The organism is Pedobacter sp. GR22-10, assembly GCF_026239715.1.
Taxonomy (GTDB): domain Bacteria; phylum Bacteroidota; class Bacteroidia; order Sphingobacteriales; family Sphingobacteriaceae; genus Pedobacter.
This window is the reverse complement of sequence record NZ_JAPIVR010000002.1, coordinates 401,460-420,898: the sequence shown is the minus strand read 5'-3', so window position 1 is coordinate 420,898 and position 19,439 is coordinate 401,460. Positions and strand designations below refer to the sequence as shown.

Below are 19,439 nucleotides of genomic sequence, written 5' to 3'. Positions count from 1 at the left end.
GCCCGATGAAGAATCGGGCGCTGCAGCTGCTGTCGGGTTTAGGTGGCCTGGTGCTTTTAAGAGACAATAAGTGTCGAGGATCTGGATGACAGGTTTACAATCAATCATCATCCCGACCGTAGCGGAGAGATCTTTTAATCCAGTCCAAGGATCGCTCCACTGCGCATTGCTCCGGTCGGGATGACGTCAATTTTAGCATATGCCATTGATAAAATGATAGGGCTTTCATGATCGATTGTTAATAGAACCCCAATTTTCTGGATATTTTTATTTTATAAATGAACATGGTGATTGATAAAATTTTCATCATGTATTTATGAATGCTCCACAGATTTCTCTAAGTTTGTTCTAATGTCGTTGCCTTTAACCAATCATTCATTAGAAAAATTAGAGCAATTGCTTTTAGCGATGGGTTTTAAGGTTCGTTATGAAAAAGGAAACTTTAAAACCGGTTCTTGCCTGTTGGAGCATAACAGGATTATCGTGGTCAATAAGTTTTCAAACCTGGAAGGGAAAATCGCAGCCCTGGTTGCCCTGATTAAGCAAACCAGTCCTGATGTACATCTGTTGGATGAAAAACAACGGCAATTTTTTCATACACTACAGCAAACGGAGTTATTTTGATACAGATAAAGACAGCAGATGACATGTTAAGAAAGGAAGGTCATATACAATGAAGGTTACTTTCTTAGGTACCGGCACTTCACAGGGCGTTCCGGTAATTGCCTGTGATTGCGAAGTTTGCCGCTCTGATGATCGGAAAAATAACCGTTTAAGGACTTCTGTTTTAATAGAAACCGGAGATAAAACCATTGTAGTGGATAGCGGGCCTGATTTCCGGTATCAGCTTCTTCGTGCGCAGGTAAAGGATCTGGATGCGGTATTGTTTACACATGAACATAAGGATCACATTGCAGGTTTAGACGATATCAGGCCGTTTAATTACCTGTTGCAAAAGGTAATAGATGTTTATGCCACCGAAAGGGTTCAAACGGCTTTAAAAAGGGAGTTCTATTATATTTTTGCGGAAACCAAATACCATGGTTTGCCGCAAATTAACCTGCATACCGTTACCAATGGAGAAGATTTTAAAATTGGCGAAACGACCATCATTCCACTTGAAGTAATGCACCATTTATTGCCGATTACAGGCTACCGGATTGGCGACTTTACATACATCACCGATGCTAAAACCATATCAGAACAGAGTTTTGAAAAAATAAAAGGAACAAAAATATTGGTCATTAATGCTTTGCAGAAAGAACCCCATATTTCACATTTTACTTTGGATGAGGCCATTGCCTTTGCAGAAAAGGTTGGGGCAGAAACGACGTACCTGACCCATATCAGCCATAATTTAGGCTTACATGCGGAGGTAGAAAAAGATTTACCAGCGCATATCAGGCTGGCTTATGACGGGCTGAATTTCGAATGTTAGCGTTATCTAACGTAAAAGCTTCAGTCATTTGTGATCAAAAAATGAAACTGCCGCAATACGTACTCGCAGATATCTCCATTCTATCGTCTGCAATGAAAGCCATCCAGGTGTGAAATGTATTTCCTTTATAAAAGGACGGAATTTCCAGGCTTTCCCTTTCTTTTGACCGTCTGGCGCCGCTTGTTTCATAGATGGCCGTTTTGTTGTCCACATCATAAACCATTAACATCACCTGGTCATGTTGCCTGGTATAATCGCCGTTAGCATTATCCGTCCAGCTGAAATGTACACCCGCATCGTCGTGTTCCAGTTTAACCCCCTCCACACCGCTGAGGTTTCCAAAACTTAAACGCACAGCGGCATAGTCGATTTCGCCGGTGGCATTTTGGGCATTCAGCATGTTATAGGATTTCGCCACATTATGGGCGGTCATACCGCGTCTTTTCGACTCCAGGTTAAAACCAATCCGGATAAAACCAACTATAGGGCTCAAGAAGGTCTGCATTGTTGTAAAACGGGATCTGCAGACTTTTTGATCAGCAGTACCGGTTTTGTTTTTGATGGATTTTCTGCGTTTACTCCTGATCACCCATTTCCCGTTCAGGTAATAACCCGTCACGGCGCCCACCGGCCCGGTGAAGCCGCCGTTAATTCCGTTTTCTATTTTTCCCATGATGGCATTAGTTTATGTAATACAATATAGCAAATTGCTGATTAATAAACCAATAAGTTGTATTTACTCCTGATTTACGCCGGCCTTTATTCGGGTACAATTGTCAGAAGTCCGACGAAACCCCGACTTAAATGCGTCGAAAGTCCGTCAAAACAGTTACGCTGTTATATCTACCTTATTCGGTGTCCCATACTGAAATAAGTTTACCATAGGGAGTCGTGTTACTGTATCTGGTTGACCATGTTAAGATTAGCTATCCTGAATTTCAGTTCAAAAAATATTTGATGAATGTTGCAAAGCGCTATGGTTAATTTATATATTTGCAAACTTCAAACCCAGGTGGGCGGTCCCGATAGCTATCGGGATGGTAGACGCCTTTGGGAATGATTAAGTAGTAAATACCCAGGTGGCGAAATTGGTAGACGCACCAGCTTGAGGGGCTGGCGCCTGTATGGGTGTGGGAGTTCGAATCTCCTCTTGGGTACAAAGAGTTTGGTTTTTACCAAACTCTTTCTTGTTATATGGCGTCAGTTTATATTCTTTTCTCCAAAAAATTGAACCGTTATTATACTGGTAGTTGCCTGGATTTATCCCAACGACTAGATGAGCATTTACAAGGTGTTTATCCTGATAGTTTTACGAGCAAAGCTACTGACTGGGAACTTTTTCTTCATATCAATGATTTGGCATACCAGCAAGCCAGACAGATTGAACTGCATATTAAAAAAATGAAAAGTGTAATTTATATTAAAAATTAAAGCAATATCCTGAAGTGGTAGCTAAACTTATTGAGCGATATCGTTAAAGGCGACCCCCTATATCTATCGTGGTGGTAGACGCACCACCTTGAGAGGCTGGCGCCAGTATGGATTTGGGAGTTCGATCCGATAGCTATCGGATCTCCTCTTGGGTACTAACAAGACTATTGTTGGAATTTTCAAAGGCTTGCTCGTAAAAAAAAAAGCAGACCTTTCGCTTTCATTTCCAGTGCGTTAGCGTTAAAGGCTGGATGGATGTAATTAGTTCTAAATGAACCCCTACCGTAAGCAAGATTCTCTTTGAACAAGGCGCGTACAATGGAGTGCTTTTGAAAGATTTTTCCTTTATCATAGATATCATATACATTCCGAAGAGATGGTAGAACTTTCTCGAGTATTGATTCCACTGTTCCTTTTTTCTCTTTATTTAAGTTGAGTTCGGATTCTAGGACCGCTTTATCTACTTTATATTTCTGAAACCAGGTCTTATATTTGAAGGTTTCAATGTCGCTGTTCATGTACCTTTGTTCAAGTAAGAAGATCTTCTGATCGATGGCAATAATCTGCTGGACTTTTTCTTCCAGTAGTTTTCGTCTTTCTTTCATAGGTTTTTCAGCAAGTTTTTTGGATGCATCAATTAAGAAACTGATTTGTTGTTCCTGAAAAGAGAGTCCGACTAGAAGCTTTGCAAATTCTTCGTGCAATCGTGGTCCTGGTATATTGACGTTGGTATGGTCAATGCATCTGTAATAGAGATAGTACTGCATGCAGCCTTTTGTCCAGCCTGCGATCATTTTGGTGCCACATCAGCATTTCAGTACTCCTCTCATTGGGAAGTCTTCGTCTGTTCTGATCTGCATGCGTCTTTTTTGACTGAGCATTTTTTGTACGAGGTGAAAGTCGGTTTCCGAAACGATGGCTTCATGAATACCTTTTACCAATTTTTCGGGTAGTTTTTTGTAAGCAGGAACCCTGATGAGGCCGGCGTGTAAGGGGTTTTTCAGAATGTCGAAGATGGCGTTGCTTCCGGTATGCTTAAATCCCATTTCCTTTGCGCTCTTATAGATAATATAAGGGGGGAACGCCTAATATGTATTCACGAAAATGCGGGCGACTACAACGCTTTGTTTGGATGAGCATATAGTCAAAAATTAATTGCTTCCATCTTATTATTGGTCCACTCGATTTCTTATCCTCCAATTCCCAAACCCTACCTAGTTGCGAAAGACTATTTAGAAAAATCAAAATCTGTTCATTTGTTGAGAATTGACCCCTCAAGTGTTTGATATAGCCATATTGTTCTTCCGAGGATAATTCAAGATTATCATTAATGAAGGATATCGTACGGAAAAAATGCCTAAAATAATGACCTAATCTGAATTGATGACCACCATAATATTTCTCAAAGTCATTTGGGTAATAGGGTATAAATGGGGTGTAGGTTGATCTTTGAACGAGCCACCCATTTTTTTTATTGATGTTGGATTCTTCTCCATTATGCGCTTTAATTAGTTCGCAGTTTAATTCTGAGAGGTCGTTTGATTTTTGATTGTCCCTCCACTTGCTATAATATATAGACCCTCTTTCAGGCTTTATAGCAGCGGTTTTAAGCAGTTTATCAACACAATTGGTATCGTACTTTTTGTCAATCAGACTTTTAATTGTTGTTTGACCTTCTTTGCCGACACCAAAAAATATGATGAGATAAAGGATGTCGATTTTTGCAAACTTTTTGAGGTCAATCTTTCGTTCAATGAGCGTTAGGTTTGCTCGTAATTTGGAGAGATAGTCAAATTTATATAGATTCTCTTCGGTTCTGTCATCAAAAAAATATCCTATCAAACAGGACAAAACAAAATTGTCATCACTCATCATGTTCCTACACTAAGCAATTATCCTACAAAATTTGTTGGAAGTATACTAAACGAAGCGTTTGCAGTAGAATTAAGTGAATTGATTGGGAAACATAAACCAGCTTATTGGATATACGGACATCATCATGAAAATATCCCTACTTTTAAAATAAACCAGACAACGATGCTTACCAATCAATTAGGCTATGTAGGAAGAAGGGAACATGCAGGTTTCAGTCCTTCCAAGATATTTGAAATATAGCAAAAAAAATGTTGTATGTAGTTCTGCCGAAAACACCTTCAGTTCGTTAATTTGACACTTTGTATGAACTTGCTACATTATTCAATTGAGATAAGAATGAGGCTCAGGGGCTCAAATCGGTCAAAAATTATAATTTAACTGGTCTAAATTTTGGGGAGCGCACAATGCCAAGATTTGCTGCTTTCAAAATGGAACCGGCAGGGTTGATTTTCTCACACACACAATCATCTCCCCGTGGCTGCTGATCATTTCGGGGAAAGCACCATATCTGCTTTACTGCCTGTTAATCGTCTCGCTGATCCTGCTTGTATTTCTAATGAGCTCATTAAGTCCCTTTTCCATTTCGATTTTCTAATTATTGTAACTTACAATAAGGTCTGTTGCAGATAATTTAGTTTTCCACTAATACTTTCGCCATAGCATTTTCTCAGATATGATTATCAGAAGTGTTGTCAGCAAAAAGTGACGCCTGTCCCTTGTCATCTGCCGTACCATCATTTTTGATGAAGGTTAGTAATGACTCCAGTTCCCGGTCCGCTGAATCCCACCATTTCGTGGACCATATCCTGTGAAATTCAAAGCCAAATTTTTCCAGCTGCTGTTGCCTGAAAATGTCCCATGCATAAGCTTCCGGACTGGTATGGTATTTCGCTCCGTCGCATTCAATCGCAATTCTTTTTCCATATGGGGTGGTTGGGTGGACTACAATATCAATCCTGAATCCACCAACTTTAAATTGCTGCTCCACTCTTGCCGGATCGATATGCGCAATTAACCGGTTATAGACTTCGTCCTCGAATGGGGATTCCGAGCCCAATCCAGACTCTGCCCGGTCGTAATATTGGTCGGTACAGTATTGGCTTAGTAAGTTTAAAATCCCAAGGCGCTGATCTTCGTTAGAGGCACTTACCGCCTTCGCATAAGCTAAATAAGCGTATAGAATTCCACGACCCTTGTTACCTTTCCGTTGGATGAGCTGAGGATATTGCCCAATTGACTCTTCCGGTATTGAACAGCATATGTAAACTTTCACTTTAGCCCTTGTTATGATAACATTAAGCATCCTGTGCCCTTTGCCCTGTATGATTGGGCCGAAGCTTTGCGAAAAGGTTCCATTTGGTCTATCACCAAAGGTTGTGGATATAATAATGATATCACGCTCATCACCTTGAATATTTTCAAGGTTCTTGACGAAAAAGCTATCACCAAGCTTCGCCATCACATTATCAAAATCAGGAGAAATTCTTCTTTCTGCACCGATTTCCTCCAAGATAAGATTTCGTTGATAGAGATTGAAGGTAGCCACACCCACTGATGGATAAGTGCCCTCAGGGTTCTGGACGACTTTATCTTTCAAAATTGCGATTACACTCAATGCCTCTTTTCGGTTGGTAGAATTTTCATAAATACCATTAACCTGCTGGAATACAATCGGCACATAATCTTTTTTCGCTGGTACTGGTATCAGTCGCTTTCCGTAAAATGCATGATTACTGAAGTCAATCAGATAGGGATGCTGGGATCTATAGTGAACCGTTAAATAGGATTCTTTGAAATTTCGATCTACAGCGTAAGCCAAAAGAGATTCACTATCCGCAAGGGATAAATTGGTCTTGTTCGATAAAACGGTGCTATCCGGTTCTTCATCACCTTCCACCTCATCTTCAATCGGATCTAACAATGCAGCGCTACCTTCAAAGTAAGAAGATGGCGCCATTTGATGCTTATCCCCTGAGACAATCTTAGCCTTGCCTCTTACGAGCGCGGCATAGGTGTCCTCAAGTCTCAACTGACTGGCCTCGTCAAAAATGATAAGATCAAATATGCCTTCCTCCAAAGGAATAATCGAACTGCATACAGATGGATTCAGCAATACTACCGGATAAAAGTCTGTAAATAGTTCAAATTCACTTTTCACAATCGTACGGAGTGAATTTCTTCTCATGCCTTTAGCACCTTTTTTATTGAATAGGCTGTTGATGCCCATTCCCTTCGCTTTGAACATTCTAACTGCACCAACCTGTCTCTCCAGCCATTTGGCCATAATATTATTCAATTGACTTCCATCAAATTCGCCTTTCAGCTTCTGGTAAAGGTGAATGTCGTAATCATCCTTCGGTAAATGTTGAGGTTCATTTTGTGTCAATACCCAGAACAAATGCCAGCATTCAAAACTTTCAACCCAATCTCTGTTTGATTTGCTTATTAGCGTATCTATCAGGCTCTGTTCAGTCTTAGTACAGGATAAATAAAAATTTCGCCACTCGAAATAAGTTCTGAAATGATGAAGGCTGGTTTCAATTGTTTTGGCAAATGCTTCTATAGACCTTACGCAAGTCGATGCGAAATCAAGGTTTCGATCGTCCAGGTAGGGATTTTCCGCTAATCTTAGTTCATCCTGTGTTGTCAATTCCTGAATTGACTCTGTTAAGGCAGCGTATTGATTTCTTATTTTGCGGTGATAGGTCCGATGTGATTCAAATCCATTCAGATGTCTCTTCAATTGCGCAGTAGTTTCAGGAATAGTAGCTATCAAGCTGTTCAATTCTAGGGGTGATGAGCTTTGTTCCAAAAGTCCCTTTGCTGTAAGTGAAGAAATAGCTATATCATATTCCCCGATGATTTTTCCGAATTCGACACCAACGGAACTAAAGTCCGGGTGGTTATGCTCTGAAGTTATATGGGAAATGTAACTTGTGATTTTCTCAGTTACACCCTGAAACCACTTCTCGGACTCTTCCTGCAATAACCGGATATTTGCAGGATAAATGCTCAAATCCGTGCTAATCAATTCATCGTTATAGCTGTGGTTGAGATAGTTTTTTTTATGCTGAATAGACCGAATGCCTGCAATACGGTTAATAACTTCAAGCCTGCCTAACTTTATCTGTTTATGCTTGTCCGAGAAAATGGATAGTAAATTAGTTTTAAAACGCGCAAATTTGGTATTTGCAAAAAACTCTTGTCCATATGCAGAATGCTGATCGTCGATAAATTTTAAATAAGATTTTAGCGCTTTACTGAGGGTTTCACGGTAGTCATTATAATGAATTACCAACCCATCTGTATAAACTTTCCTCACCTGCTGCCCGTTTTGCTGGACGACTTGCAAAGCCGTTATGGCTTTCTGAATATCTTGCTCTAAAGCAAAAACCTCCGGAAATTCGCCATTTGATAAGTCGGTACCTTCAAGATAGGGGAGGTGTGTTAAAATTTCATCAAATACTGCTTTAGGAAGTTGTATTGCGGAAAGCCCCACAGCTTCCTTTCCGACCTGCTGGAGCCGGTCAATGGTATGCTGAATCTCTTTAGCTTTGTTCTTAACATTGGAAACGAAGTCCTCGAGGATAATTCTTGCCTCACCGACACTTTTGCCTTGAAACATTTGATCCGATAACGGTTTGAATATTTCAGCATAAGGCGCCGCCGATGAGTAAAGGTTGTTTGCTTTACCCAGACAAGTTAGTATAGCTTTAAATTGGCTGGGATCATCCAAAAACCTAAAATTATCTTTTTTCAGGTCATGTCGCAGGGGAAGTTCGGTGAATTTATTCCTCAATTTCAAAAACCTTCCAACCAGCTGATTCCAGTTTTGATGGTCATAAACAGGTTTAGCTAAAGCGAGGTGCTGCGTGTTGATGGCCTGAGTAACTGTACGAAGCTTATCCTTGGTTGAGCCATATAGATTTGCCGTCTGAATTGTGTGCTGGTATGCAGGAAGTGCGTTTTGTCGCTCTCTTACAGAATCTACAATTGCTTCTCGGTCTTCATTAACATCATCAATCACCGCTACCAGCTGCGCCATAGGCTCGTGCGTCCGTTCAATATTTCGCTTAATCACATCCAGAGCTGTTTTTTTCTCACAGACAACAAGACATTTTAGTCCGTTCCCCAAAGCATTGGTCACTAGTGCGGTAAGGGACTGACTTTTCCCTGTTCCGGGAGGACCCTGGATGATTTGATTACTTTCCATCCCGAGCGTGCCTATAATCGCCTGCTGCGCCGGATCGGTGCTAACTGCACTGAAAGGTGTGTCTGAAAGGTTGTCAACCTTTAAACTATCAAACTGAAATTCACTAAATCTTTCGATTAATCTGGATATGTCACTGATGATACTTTCTTTTTGTGTACGGAATAAGCCGAAAACCCCGCCAAAATGGATGTAGGCCTTATTATTAGCAATATCATCTATCGCGCCTGCTTCAGGTAATACATTAATCGGGCTCTTGAAATTATGTTTCAGAACATCCAGATGCTGTGATTCCGAACCGGCATTTAAGGAACTGAGCACCGAGGAACAGGCACTAAGCAGCTCTTCCGGGTCAACAAGCATATCATCCAGCACTTCTGGATTCAGCCCCGGCAGGAGAATATCGTCCTCCCCCTTAATGAAGGACAAGAGTACCTCATTAATGCTTACCCCATGAATATCTGTCTCGGCCAACTGCCCGTTTGGCATTAAAACCTTATTTCGGAAAATTGTCCACTCATTGACTTTGCTTTCTGATTTAATCGCATCCAGGGGCCAGATGAACAATGGTGCCTTTATAATCTTTGAGGGATCTTTTGTGGAACGCCTGATGAGTATTGGGTAACCAAAACCTAGGGTTTTGGTGCCATGCTCCTTAAAATAATCTTCATTTTCGATAATAATGGCATTCAGACGTTTGGAAATGAGGCCTAGCTTTTTCTGCGAGGCCTGATCATGCTCATTTAAATCCAGGGCGTCAAAGGATATTCCAAACTCAAAGCTTGACCGGTTCAATAAAAGGGAGAGAAATTTTTCTGAAAGACTGTCATCTACAAGGTCAAGTTGCCTGAGATCCAATCGCGTAGCAAACCGTCCAGGCAATGCATTGAGATGGATGGATCTCGAGTTTCCACCCTTGAGCTTATTTTGTAATGCCTGAAGAAAAATTTTTGATGACATAATGAGTGCAATTTAGCTTTTCGCTAATGTACAGCTATTGTGATTCAATTCAAACTTGTTATTCCCAGTCGATACGTAACATTTAGCATAGTTTTTAAAGATTTATTTCCAGAATTATTGCCGCTCGTCTGATTTTTTGAGATTATCATGATTTCAATACTCATAGTGGATAAACCAGTACAGTTGTCCCCATTCCGCCAAATCTATAATCGCAAGATTATTAATTATTGAATTCAAGTTTTATCTCCGGCGGTATGGGGTCAGCGGGTGGTGGTTGTCCACATTGACGGCAGCAAATTCCTTAATGGCAGCTGATAGACGACATTATCTGCAATATGCTGCTAACTGCAATTTTGATTTTAGGTTTCGCTTATAGTCGTTTGAATCAAAAATCAGAGTCGCTGACTCACTACTAGCTAGCAAAAGAACTATATTTGGAGATAGGAGCTGTTTCTTAGAAACTCGCTGAGGGCGAAGTTTTTCTTGGCGAAATTTATTTGAAGCAACATAAACATACTTAGGTTCATGAGTTGCTTGATTTTGCAAGGCAGACCTATTTATCTCCTGGTACAGCGGTGAGTATGGATGTCTTGTTTAATTTGCATTTGTATTATTGGCACCTCGAGCTTGGCTATCAATAAATCAATGAAGTGGAAAACGCTGATAAAGCTTCAAAATCAATGCAAGAAATTAGAGCGGCTTTGGGAAAAATTGGTGCTGAACCAAATAATCCCTAAGGACATCAAGGGTTTCTATTTTATAAGTATTAACCAATGGCAGGCAAGCCAGGATTTTTTGTAGTACCGTTGAATCTGTGCTCGTGTATTTTTTAAAAGTTATCAAAAGCCGTTTGCCTTAATTATATTTGCAATTGGGTGATTATTTCAGTTTTTTCCACCTTCGGATTGATTGTCATTCCTAACCGAATCGCAAATAAACTAGATTACCAGCAAAAATATATTATGATTGAACGAAATAAAATTGAAATTTTTAATAGCACTTTAATTGAGCGGGGTTTAACGCTTATATGTGCTGAGAGTATCACTGCTGGCCTTTTGGCCAGTAACATTGCGTCGATTTCCGGTGCTTCTTCGGTTTTGAAGGGGAGTATTGTAACTTATAACCGGGATTTAAAAACTGCTTTACTTGGTGTTTCTTTGATCTGATTGATAAGCATACAGCGGAATCTGCTGAAGTCACATTAGCGATGTGTGTTGGCCTTAAAGAAAAGTATGCTGATGCGAGCATTTATGTTAGCGTCACCGGTGTTGCCTCGCAGCCTTTGCCTGGTAGTGGTTACGAAATTGATAAGGAAACGGGTCAAGTTTATGTTGCCATTTGGTTTGGAGCGTTTTATCAATTCCAAACAGTATTGAAGCCGTCTTCTCAAATCGATGAACGCAATGAGATTAGGGACTTGGCAGTTGAATTTATCATTGAAAAAATCCTTGAGCTTATCGAAAATTAAGGCTATCTACATTAATAACGTTCGGCCGCAAATATTTCACGAGCGACATTATTGAAGGCTAATATTAAATTTAACGCTTATTCTTTTTTAAGAAATTGGCACTATTACTAATCTTACAAAATCTGAATGAACCGCTTTTAAAAAAAACTAAAGAAGAGGCTTTTTTTGGCCCCGCTAACAATCCGATTTCTTCAAATATTCAAAATCACCTTATTCCGGTAAGTAAGCTTCTTTTGGCTAATGTCCCTTCCTATATGCCTGAATGAATAAAACAGAATACTTTGACCTCGTCTCACCAGAAATGAAATTGTTGTAAAGTTTTCTTATCTGCATTTAGTGAATTGGCGTAAAGGGGTCAAATGTATTGGTTTGTGCAGGTGTAGTTTAATACTGGTATATATAGCGTTAATATGCTGAGAAAAAATCAGATTTAAATATTTCCTGTTGAAAAAGTGATTGTTGTTAATAAATCTTTTCAATTGCATTAGAGCGCTTAAATAAATTAATTATACATTTAAAATCTAAATAGTTCCTTTATAGTATAGATGGATAGCACTCTCAAAGACTCCGGACTTAATTTCGGAGAACTAACTATGCACATTGTTTTAGCTACTATGCCTCAAGAGCAGGAGCAAGAATTCAATGATAGCATTGTTAAAGAATTTTATGGCAATTATCGCAAAAGCTCTTCAAAGTATTTGGCGGATGTGAACAAAGGCGATTATTGGAAAGCAAATGCAGAATCTGAAGTAGATGTACTTTATAATCCATTGCGTTATTACATCCTTGGTAATTATGATATCGCTTACATCTCAATGATAGATAATTTTAAATTTGCTCAGCGGGTTTTTGAACCCCAGTTATCCTCCAATGAGAGTAGTGCACCACCGCTTTTTTCTCCTCATACATTTCAAAGCTTTACAGGATTAACACTCCATTCAGGAGCTGATTTAAGAAACTTTTTTAACGAAAAGCTCACTGATAACAAAAGATATTTTTTAAGTATTACCAATCTGAAGTTAAATAATGGTTTTCTTATTGGAAATGGTAATCTCTTCTTAAACAATGTCGTTGAGCAGATTCACAAGATTGTAGATAAAGTAAATAAAGAGATTGGAGATAAACGAAAGCCTGCGGAAATATTGCTGATGCAATCTTTTTCATGGTTTGAACTTTCCTTATCTATTTTTGCGGATGACCCTGCAGACATTGCTTTAATACTTAAAAATCTTCGCAGACTTGCAGTTCAAGATCTTTCTGACCGAAGACCGATTGTTCAAAACTCTTATTTCAAAACTGTATTTACCGATGAGTATGTGTATGAAGAAATAATAAAAGCTAATGTATTCGCCGACACTCATACTTATTTTGGTGTTCATGCTGATCTGGTTGAAGAGGCAGAGGAATTAGAGTTCGTCAAAGATTTCTATGAAAAAAATATACAACTTAAAACAGAGATTGAGTGGCAGGTAAAGCCTGGGCATATGAGTATGCTTGTCAACTGTTTAAAAGAATATTCTGAGGGCATTTTTGACTACACTGAGCATTTTATACTAGCTGGTAAAAGTGACTATTATATTCACAAAGCCAATCCATCCTTTAATGACAATATCAAGCTCTTCCGCTTAATATTTGCGCATCGAAATGAGCTTTACAAGCACGTTAGGAAAATTAGGACAAAGATTAAATTTTCTGAGGTAGATATTGCAGAAAAAACGGACACTGATAGAAAGATATTGGATTTCCAATCAAAGCTAGTTACAAACGGTGTGAAAATTTCGGCTTTTAGTGAACTGGATAAAAAACTCAAATCTCTCAAAATATCCAGACAGATCAGGTCCAAGATTTTAAAGATATTTTCAAACTATAATAACGGGATTCAAGATATTATTCTTTTTCCATTTTTTCTGGACTTTAAAATATTTATTGACCATTTAACCGAAATGATCAATGCCTCATCGAAACAATTGAGCCGTCGATTTGAGGAGAATTCCGTTTTTAGTCCAGAACTGGATGTTGAGGCATTGGAAACCAATTTGATGCATTTGATTATGATCTTTCAGGAAGGATATAATATTCGAATGTTGAACGGTTATCAATTTGAAGATATCAATGACTTTGATCTAGATTTCAACAGTTCCATTCAACAGCTATTGTCGGTCTACAGTACAATTGCAATTGAATTCGGTAATCTTTTCTATAAAAAGCCATACACATATGGCCCAATTGTTCAATTAAACCTAAAGGATACGGTTTCTAATTATTCTTCAATTAATTATTATATCCATCATTTAACTTCTCCTGAATTTGTGTTTTCTACACTTACCAAGGAAATTCTGAATCTGCTGTACATCGATGATACTGGACTTCGAGATGTGTATGATGATTATCATAACAAAATCAAGGTTTTCGATATCGAAAGTAAGGTTCTTCAGGATTTTATAGAAAATGATCTATTCAGCATCGAATATTTCATAAATGATGCCATTAGGTTTATTGTAACCTATGATATGGATTTTGAGTTATTTCATTATTGGTTCTGGACTTATAATTTGCAAAATGCTGGGCTATATGATAAAATTGGTACTTTGAATGAAGATCATTTCAAAAAAGAACTATTTCGTGTCTTGTTTCTGAATCAATTCTTTGGTTTTGATAGTAAATTGATCACCTGCCCACTTCCAGAATTATATACGTTTTGGGATCGTCATTTTATAAAAACAAAGCAGGCTGTAAAAGAATTTAATGATTTTTTTCAAAATGAGGCGATACTTAAGAACGGTATTTTAGATTATCTCTTAACGAAATTCGACACTTCACTGTCTGTATTATTCGAGGATACCAAATTCACAAATAGAAACATTAGTAGGGCTGCTGAATTTCTGAAAAAATTTGTTTCGACAAAGGGCTCTAAAAGTCCAGCTAATCTATTGGATAATGTTGGAAAGCGCATTGCTGCTTATGAGTTACTAGATGCTGGAGATTCTTCAAACCTAATTCCTACAGATTCATTGCTACATATTCAGTGGTTTATGCTCAGTAAACTGAGAGAGATTGCTGCCTTAAATAATAGCAAGACAATCTTGTTAAGAAGAGATTGGTTTACTGGAAAGCCAATGCGTTCTTTTGCTATGGGAGGGGATATGTCACACATTTACGCTGTAGATCAAACAGGTGGTTTGTTTTTTGACTCAACCGAGTCGATGAACAAATATTTCAAATTAACTGCTTATACCTTAAGCCATATCTGGGATTTCTCCTTGAAAAGAAAAAAGAAATTTATGACTTATTCAAATCTTTCGTAACATGTACGCAAATCATATAAATGCCCTTTGGTTGAGCGACATCCACTTTTCGGTTAACTATAAGGTTAGCTCAAGCAAATTTATTGAACTACGGAACTATTTTAATAAGTTTCGTGCCCAGGTTAAATCGGAAATTGAAAAAAATCTAGTTAGCGGAAAAACTTTAGACTACATATTTTTAACTGGGGACTTAGCTCAATCTGGTACCAAGGAAGATTACGATGCATTTTTTCAATTTTTTCTAGCTCCGTTACTTGATGAATTTATAGCTGCTGGAATTTATCCAAAAGTGATTACTATTCCAGGTAACCATGATGTAAATTGGAAGAATAAGGAATTTCTAAACGATTATCTAAAGGGCATTGAGCCTCGTGCAGGTCTTTACAAGGAACGCTATGAGTTTCTTCAGGAAAATGAGGATAAGTTTAACTTGTTGTTTTCTGATTACAGTGATTTTCTTTTGGAGAAGGTAATGAATGAGCAAGAGGGTAAGTATAAACCATTTTTTGAGCTTGTGCCGGGTGATGAGTTATTGGTTTCCAATGCCTATCAAAAAAATAGATTATTTGGCTATATCATAGACCATCAAAAACGATTGATCATTGTATTGCTCAACACGGCCTGGTTTTCGCTTGGTGGCGGTTTTAATAATCTGTTGGCGGAATTAAAAGCTGGTGATGCAGAGTGGGAAATTGATAGGAATAGGGGAGACATGATCAAGTTGCTTTTAAAGATTAAAGAGAACATTTCTGAATATAGTAATCAGATATCTGGAATTAATCTGTTCGAGATAGATGAGTTCTTAAAAATAAAGGAGGAATTCAATGATTATTTTCAGATTACCTGTATGCATCATCCGCTTAATTGGCTCCAATGGAATGAAAACTATAGCTATGGTAACGATGAGGGGATAAATTCTGATAACTTGAATGGCCTATTGAAATTGTCTAATTTAATACTCTCGGGCCATGAACATATCCCTAAGACCATTGGCGTTGAACGCATTTCTGATTCCTCAATAGGGTTAAAAAGTGGCTGTTTTTTATTTGATAACCAAGCTACGGAATCAAATTTGGACAATGGTTGGTTTTCGTTTTTGAGGATCAATGCTGATAAAGCAATCGTACACCAGGATAGATGCTACTGGAATAATGAGGCTAGCGATAAAAATTGGAAATTTGTGCCACTGCCGAATAATAATCATTTTCCAATTTTAAGGGGGAATAACAATTACAATTTACATTCTGGGCGAAAAGGTAGGATATGCGGTCTGTTTTCAAAGCGAGAAGGAAATAAAATAACCCGGTTTCTAAATAGTCAATGTGAGAACGATAATCATGTGACTGGTATCGAATTAGTTTATGATAATCATTTTGCCTTTTGTTATTTGCTTAAAAGACCATTGGGAGACGAATTATGTATAGTTGCAAAAGATGAAAAAATCTATACCAGTGTTTCGCAACCTGATTTCATGGGGGAACTTGAAAGGCTGATTGCCATTCAAAAGGGAAGCATTAAAGTTGTCAGATTTTTGATCCTAGATTTTTTTGTGGACAAAGATGAGAAAGTAGGTCTTCATGATCCAAATATGAGTCGCGAAGAAAGATTACATGAGATTGTCCATATCGCTGATAATCTTTTTGATGTCTTTCGTCATAAATTTTTTGTGAGGTTCGAAGAAAAATTTTCAAATGAACGAACAGAATATAAAGAATTTGATTATTTTAGAAATATAAATTTTGCCAACTGTATTTTGCCGTTTTGGGTTGCTGAAAATTTTTGGCGCTCTTGATCCTTAAACATGATATCATGAAGACTTAACATTTTTAGATCCACAAATATTATGGCATAGCCCTGATATTCAGATAAATGTTTTTATTTTTTAATTTATAAATTTATTTATATTTGCGCATGCAAACCAATACATGTTTGCATTGTTAATATTTATAAATAAATATTAGTTTTTTCATCCATAATGAAAGTTGCTTTAAAATCTCAATATCTCCGTAGAAAAGATGGCGCTAGTTATAGCACATTAATAAACTACTATCAAGGCTCAAGATTGAATAAAAATTCAGAGAGTGAGGATTATGAGAGAGTGGCGAGAAAGTTTATTGATGATTTTGAGAATGAAATTATAGTGATCTCGAAACATTCTATAAGTCTTGAAGATGATGAGGTGTTTACCTTTACAAAGGTTTCAAACCCTAATGAACGCTTCTACTGGTTTTTTAATTTTCTTAACTTCTATAAGGCATTGAACAATATCCTCGAAGATTTCGTGCCAAGATCATTTAGTAGTGAAGGCGCTGAGAGACAGGCTGTTTTGACTAAGGATGCCTTCAGAATGATTGGTCATAATGAGACAAAGATCAAACATAGCAAGTCTAGCTATTCTCGTTTATTCGAGTAATAGTCTTAATATTATTTGAATGGCCCATAAATTTATGGCCCATTTTTATTTATATGCGGTTTTAGTAGAATTATCTTGGTTTTTAATTTCATATTCTATTTTGAATAAGCCTTTATTTTTTTCTTTATCTTCCCTTATGTTCCCGTCGATCAATGGATAGAATGGCTGATTAGAAAACTTAAAAAAAGACGAAGATATTCAAACCAGGCTTATTATGCTGTATCGATAACGGTGGCGATGCCTATTGCTATCGGGGCGGTAGACGCACCATCTTGAGGGGCTGGCGCCTGTATGGGTGTGGGAGTTCGATCCGATAGCTATCGGATTTCCTCTTGGGTACTTGACCGGAGTAATCACTTTTATAAGTTTTTACTCCGGTTTTTTTAGGTTTTCAAGAGCAATATATAGTCTCCTTAATATCCTCCTTTTCGCTTTGATCAAATTGAGCTCTACTATCTGAGCTTCGAATTAGCAAAGTTTAATTCTTCCTCACGTTTTACAAACGGTAAAAATGGGGATCAGGTGAAGCTACAGGTGTTGTTAGAGCAGCCAATTTGCCTGGTCCCGGATATTTGATGGGTTACAAAACGGAAAGCGTAAAAAAACTTTGTGGGAGCCAACTGATAATCATTGCCTGTCTGGCATCTGCAATTGTTTCCTGACTTACAGCTTTGTCACTTCCATAGTTGATCTCTATACCAGGTTCCAGGGGTACCCCCAGTACCAATATTAATTTTGAACCTTTTGAAATCTTACGGCTTACGAAGAACGTATTGTTGGTCAACCGGATGCTTGTAGCCTTTCCAGGAATTATCAATTGTCTTTTACTATGATCCTTCGAATAACTCGCCCTTAACATGTCATTATACAACTGTAAGTAAGTTCCGTCAGACATTTTTTCATAAAGCTGAAATGAAATGTCTACGTCTTTTTTATTGATGATTGCCTTAAGCTCACCCTCAAGTGCTCCAGCGATAGTAACCTTTTTTTTGAATGTGTCGCTTTCAAAGACAAGGCTGTTCTTGCCCACATTTATTGTACTGTCCAGGATCAGCGGGTTTATATTGCCAGAAACCGTATTAGCTCTATCTTTAAAATCAATTGTTTGCACTATAGGATTACTATTGGAATTTATGGTCGTGTTTAATTGATACGGTGCTTCACCTTGATCAGCATTTAAAAAGAAGTTTGTTTTTTTGTGTCCATCTTTTCCAGACTGGGGGCATGTTGCCAGCGATTCGCGCCCATCACCTCGTAATTGATCCTGTTCTTGAGCAGCGCGGGTTTTTGGCCACCTTTAAGCACGTAGTCAAACCAGTCAAATGTTAGCTTGTAAATTTTGAAAATGGCTACCGAGTCGAGTTTATAGCCTCCCACAGTCGGCGACATAGCCATATTTTGAAGGCCTAAATGATCATATGGCCCCAGTACCAGATAGTGTTCCGTATTTTTGTTGTTGTGGTAATGCTTTTTCAGGTAGTCTAGTGCACCCGACTGATCCACATCGAAATAGCCGGCAATTGTCAGTATCGGAATATTGAGCTTAGCATATTCGCTAGGGGTAGGGGTTAGTTTTTCCCAATAGCCGTCATATGCCGGATGCTGCAGCCATTCCTGGAATTTCCCGTTTGGCCTGCCCTCCAGAGTATCGAGGGAGGCAAAGGATTTTCCGATTGTGAAAAGTGTGTTGAAGACGGCGTTCCATTTTTTTTGATCGGAAAACTCCGAGATGGTTTTGTTGTCCAATAACCTGCTATCGGTGGTATAGTGTATCCAGTTCAGGCTGTAGCCAAGATTGATGTTGTTGTGGGCAGGAAAGTCGACCCCGATCCCAACAGCCGACTGGCGAACTATTGTTTTCAATGCCGGATGCAGGCTTTTGACCGATGCCCACTGGCTGAAGCCGAGGTAGCTCGCGCCGTACATACCAACCTTTCCGTTGCACCAGGGCTGCTTGCTTACCCAGTCGATAACCTCCCATGCATCCTGCGCATCGTGAGCAAAGGGATCTGCCTGCTGTCTGCTCAAATATTTACCCCTAACGTAAACTGTTACTCCAACATATCCCCGTGCACATGAAACCGAGTTGAAGAATTTATCAGATGCTATGCTTGCGTAAATGGAGTATCGAAGTATGGCAGGTAATGGCATTTTTAGGGCCCTGTTCTGTGTAACGATAGCTGTTAGCTCATTTCCACTCTTGAGTTGGATAACCAGGCTGTCTGTGGTTTTAAATTCCTGGGCAGTAGCGCCAAAACCTATAAGCAGCAAAAGGATTATGATTGTTTTTTTCATGGTCTATTTATAAAAAGGCACAGCAATGCCATTAATGTATCTTG

Annotated in this window: 15 protein-coding genes and 1 tRNA gene; 9 read left to right on the top strand and 7 right to left on the bottom strand. The window is 38.5% G+C overall.

Annotation, left to right across the window (positions count from 1 at the left end; translation table 11 throughout):
* Positions 1-351 precede the first annotated feature (351 nt).
* Both OQX64_RS09210 and OQX64_RS09205 read left to right on the top strand, forming a co-directional pair.
* A complete protein-coding gene (locus OQX64_RS09210) occupies positions 352-624 on the top strand; it encodes a hypothetical protein (RefSeq protein ID WP_088302797.1) in 273 nt (90 codons plus the stop codon).
* Positions 625-673: 49 nt separating this feature from the next.
* Positions 674-1,438: an MBL fold metallo-hydrolase gene (locus tag OQX64_RS09205; protein ID WP_088302798.1), complete on the top strand. Its 765-nt coding sequence runs from the start codon at positions 674-676 to the stop codon at positions 1,436-1,438.
* 34 nt (positions 1,439-1,472) lie between these two features.
* Here the strand turns inward: OQX64_RS09205 and OQX64_RS09200 are convergent, their stop codons facing one another.
* The gene (locus tag OQX64_RS09200) at positions 1,473-2,111 is read right to left on the bottom strand and encodes a DUF6266 family protein (RefSeq protein ID WP_265818549.1); all 639 of its coding nucleotides are present in this window, start codon (positions 2,109-2,111) and stop codon (positions 1,473-1,475) included.
* 400 nt (positions 2,112-2,511) lie between these two features.
* On the opposite strand from OQX64_RS09200, the gene OQX64_RS09195 reads away from it, so the two are divergent.
* Together OQX64_RS09195 and OQX64_RS09190 are read left to right on the top strand one after the other, a co-directional pair.
* Positions 2,512-2,595, top strand: a tRNA-Leu gene (locus OQX64_RS09195).
* A 37-nt stretch (positions 2,596-2,632) separates the two neighbouring features.
* Complete coding sequence (locus tag OQX64_RS09190) at positions 2,633-2,869, top strand: GIY-YIG nuclease family protein (RefSeq protein ID WP_265818548.1); 237 nt, start codon at positions 2,633-2,635, stop codon at positions 2,867-2,869.
* A 179-nt stretch (positions 2,870-3,048) separates the two neighbouring features.
* On the opposite strand, the gene OQX64_RS09185 is transcribed toward OQX64_RS09190, so the two are convergent.
* The 4 genes from OQX64_RS09185 to OQX64_RS09170 all read right to left on the bottom strand — a co-directional run bounded on the left by OQX64_RS09185 (position 3,049) and on the right by OQX64_RS09170 (position 9,914).
* Positions 3,049-3,663 carry a hypothetical protein gene (locus OQX64_RS09185; protein ID WP_265818547.1) on the bottom strand — a complete coding sequence of 205 codons (615 nt, stop codon included), beginning with the start codon at positions 3,661-3,663 and terminating at the stop codon, positions 3,049-3,051.
* 12 nt (positions 3,664-3,675) lie between these two features.
* On the bottom strand, positions 3,676-3,915 hold the full coding sequence (locus OQX64_RS09180; protein WP_265818546.1) for a recombinase family protein: 240 nt from the start codon (positions 3,913-3,915) through the stop codon (positions 3,676-3,678).
* 13 nt (positions 3,916-3,928) lie between these two features.
* Positions 3,929-4,744, bottom strand: coding sequence for a putative phage abortive infection protein (locus OQX64_RS09175; RefSeq protein WP_265818545.1), 816 nt, complete (start codon positions 4,742-4,744; stop codon positions 3,929-3,931).
* A gap of 667 nt (positions 4,745-5,411) precedes the next feature.
* Positions 5,412-9,914: an AAA domain-containing protein gene (locus OQX64_RS09170; protein ID WP_265818544.1), complete on the bottom strand. Its 4,503-nt coding sequence runs from the start codon at positions 9,912-9,914 to the stop codon at positions 5,412-5,414.
* Between the two features lie 962 nt (positions 9,915-10,876).
* Between OQX64_RS09170 and OQX64_RS09165 the strand changes: the two genes are divergently transcribed.
* The 5 genes from OQX64_RS09165 (at position 10,877) to OQX64_RS09145 (ending at position 17,100) form a co-directional block, all read left to right on the top strand.
* Positions 10,877-11,080: a CinA family protein gene (locus OQX64_RS09165; protein WP_265818543.1), complete on the top strand. Its 204-nt coding sequence runs from the start codon at positions 10,877-10,879 to the stop codon at positions 11,078-11,080.
* Between the two features lie 41 nt (positions 11,081-11,121).
* On the top strand, positions 11,122-11,382 hold the full coding sequence (locus tag OQX64_RS09160) for a hypothetical protein (protein WP_265818542.1): 261 nt from the start codon (positions 11,122-11,124) through the stop codon (positions 11,380-11,382).
* Between the two features lie 545 nt (positions 11,383-11,927).
* Positions 11,928-14,687 carry a hypothetical protein gene (locus OQX64_RS09155; protein ID WP_265818541.1) on the top strand — a complete coding sequence of 920 codons (2,760 nt, stop codon included), beginning with the start codon at positions 11,928-11,930 and terminating at the stop codon, positions 14,685-14,687.
* Between the two features lies 1 nt (position 14,688).
* Positions 14,689-16,479 carry a metallophosphoesterase family protein gene (locus OQX64_RS09150; RefSeq protein WP_265818540.1) on the top strand — a complete coding sequence of 597 codons (1,791 nt, stop codon included), beginning with the start codon at positions 14,689-14,691 and terminating at the stop codon, positions 16,477-16,479.
* 183 nt (positions 16,480-16,662) lie between these two features.
* The gene (locus tag OQX64_RS09145; protein ID WP_265818539.1) at positions 16,663-17,100 is read left to right on the top strand and encodes a hypothetical protein; all 438 of its coding nucleotides are present in this window, start codon (positions 16,663-16,665) and stop codon (positions 17,098-17,100) included.
* 580 nt (positions 17,101-17,680) lie between these two features.
* On the opposite strand, the gene OQX64_RS09140 is transcribed toward OQX64_RS09145, so the two are convergent.
* Positions 17,681-18,334, bottom strand: a complete 654-nt coding sequence (locus tag OQX64_RS09140) for a CocE/NonD family hydrolase C-terminal non-catalytic domain-containing protein (protein ID WP_265819042.1) — start codon at positions 18,332-18,334, stop codon at positions 17,681-17,683.
* Positions 18,277-19,395, bottom strand: a complete 1,119-nt coding sequence (locus OQX64_RS09135; RefSeq protein ID WP_265818538.1) for a CocE/NonD family hydrolase — start codon at positions 19,393-19,395, stop codon at positions 18,277-18,279. Before OQX64_RS09135 ends, OQX64_RS09140 begins: the two co-directional genes overlap by 58 nt.
* Positions 19,396-19,439 lie beyond the last annotated feature (44 nt).

Bases quoted from the DNA above. Each gene is read 5' to 3' on its own strand.
- OQX64_RS09210 (WP_088302797.1), top strand. From the start codon at position 352: ATGTCGTTGCCTTTAACCAATCATTCATTAGAAAAATTAGAGCAATTG.
- OQX64_RS09205 (WP_088302798.1), top strand. From the start codon at position 674: ATGAAGGTTACTTTCTTAGGTACCGGCACTTCACAGGGCGTTCCGGTA.
- OQX64_RS09200 (WP_265818549.1), bottom strand. From the start codon at position 2,111: ATGGGAAAAATAGAAAACGGAATTAACGGCGGCTTCACCGGGCCGGTG.
- OQX64_RS09190 (WP_265818548.1), top strand. From the start codon at position 2,633: ATGGCGTCAGTTTATATTCTTTTCTCCAAAAAATTGAACCGTTATTAT.
- OQX64_RS09185 (WP_265818547.1), bottom strand. From the start codon at position 3,663: ATGATCGCAGGCTGGACAAAAGGCTGCATGCAGTACTATCTCTATTAC.
- OQX64_RS09180 (WP_265818546.1), bottom strand. From the start codon at position 3,915: ATGGGATTTAAGCATACCGGAAGCAACGCCATCTTCGACATTCTGAAA.
- OQX64_RS09175 (WP_265818545.1), bottom strand. From the start codon at position 4,744: ATGATGAGTGATGACAATTTTGTTTTGTCCTGTTTGATAGGATATTTT.
- OQX64_RS09170 (WP_265818544.1), bottom strand. From the start codon at position 9,914: ATGTCATCAAAAATTTTTCTTCAGGCATTACAAAATAAGCTCAAGGGT.
- OQX64_RS09165 (WP_265818543.1), top strand. From the start codon at position 10,877: ATGATTGAACGAAATAAAATTGAAATTTTTAATAGCACTTTAATTGAG.
- OQX64_RS09160 (WP_265818542.1), top strand. From the start codon at position 11,122: ATGTGTGTTGGCCTTAAAGAAAAGTATGCTGATGCGAGCATTTATGTT.
- OQX64_RS09155 (WP_265818541.1), top strand. From the start codon at position 11,928: ATGGATAGCACTCTCAAAGACTCCGGACTTAATTTCGGAGAACTAACT.
- OQX64_RS09150 (WP_265818540.1), top strand. From the start codon at position 14,689: ATGTACGCAAATCATATAAATGCCCTTTGGTTGAGCGACATCCACTTT.
- OQX64_RS09145 (WP_265818539.1), top strand. From the start codon at position 16,663: ATGAAAGTTGCTTTAAAATCTCAATATCTCCGTAGAAAAGATGGCGCT.
- OQX64_RS09135 (WP_265818538.1), bottom strand. From the start codon at position 19,395: ATGAAAAAAACAATCATAATCCTTTTGCTGCTTATAGGTTTTGGCGCT.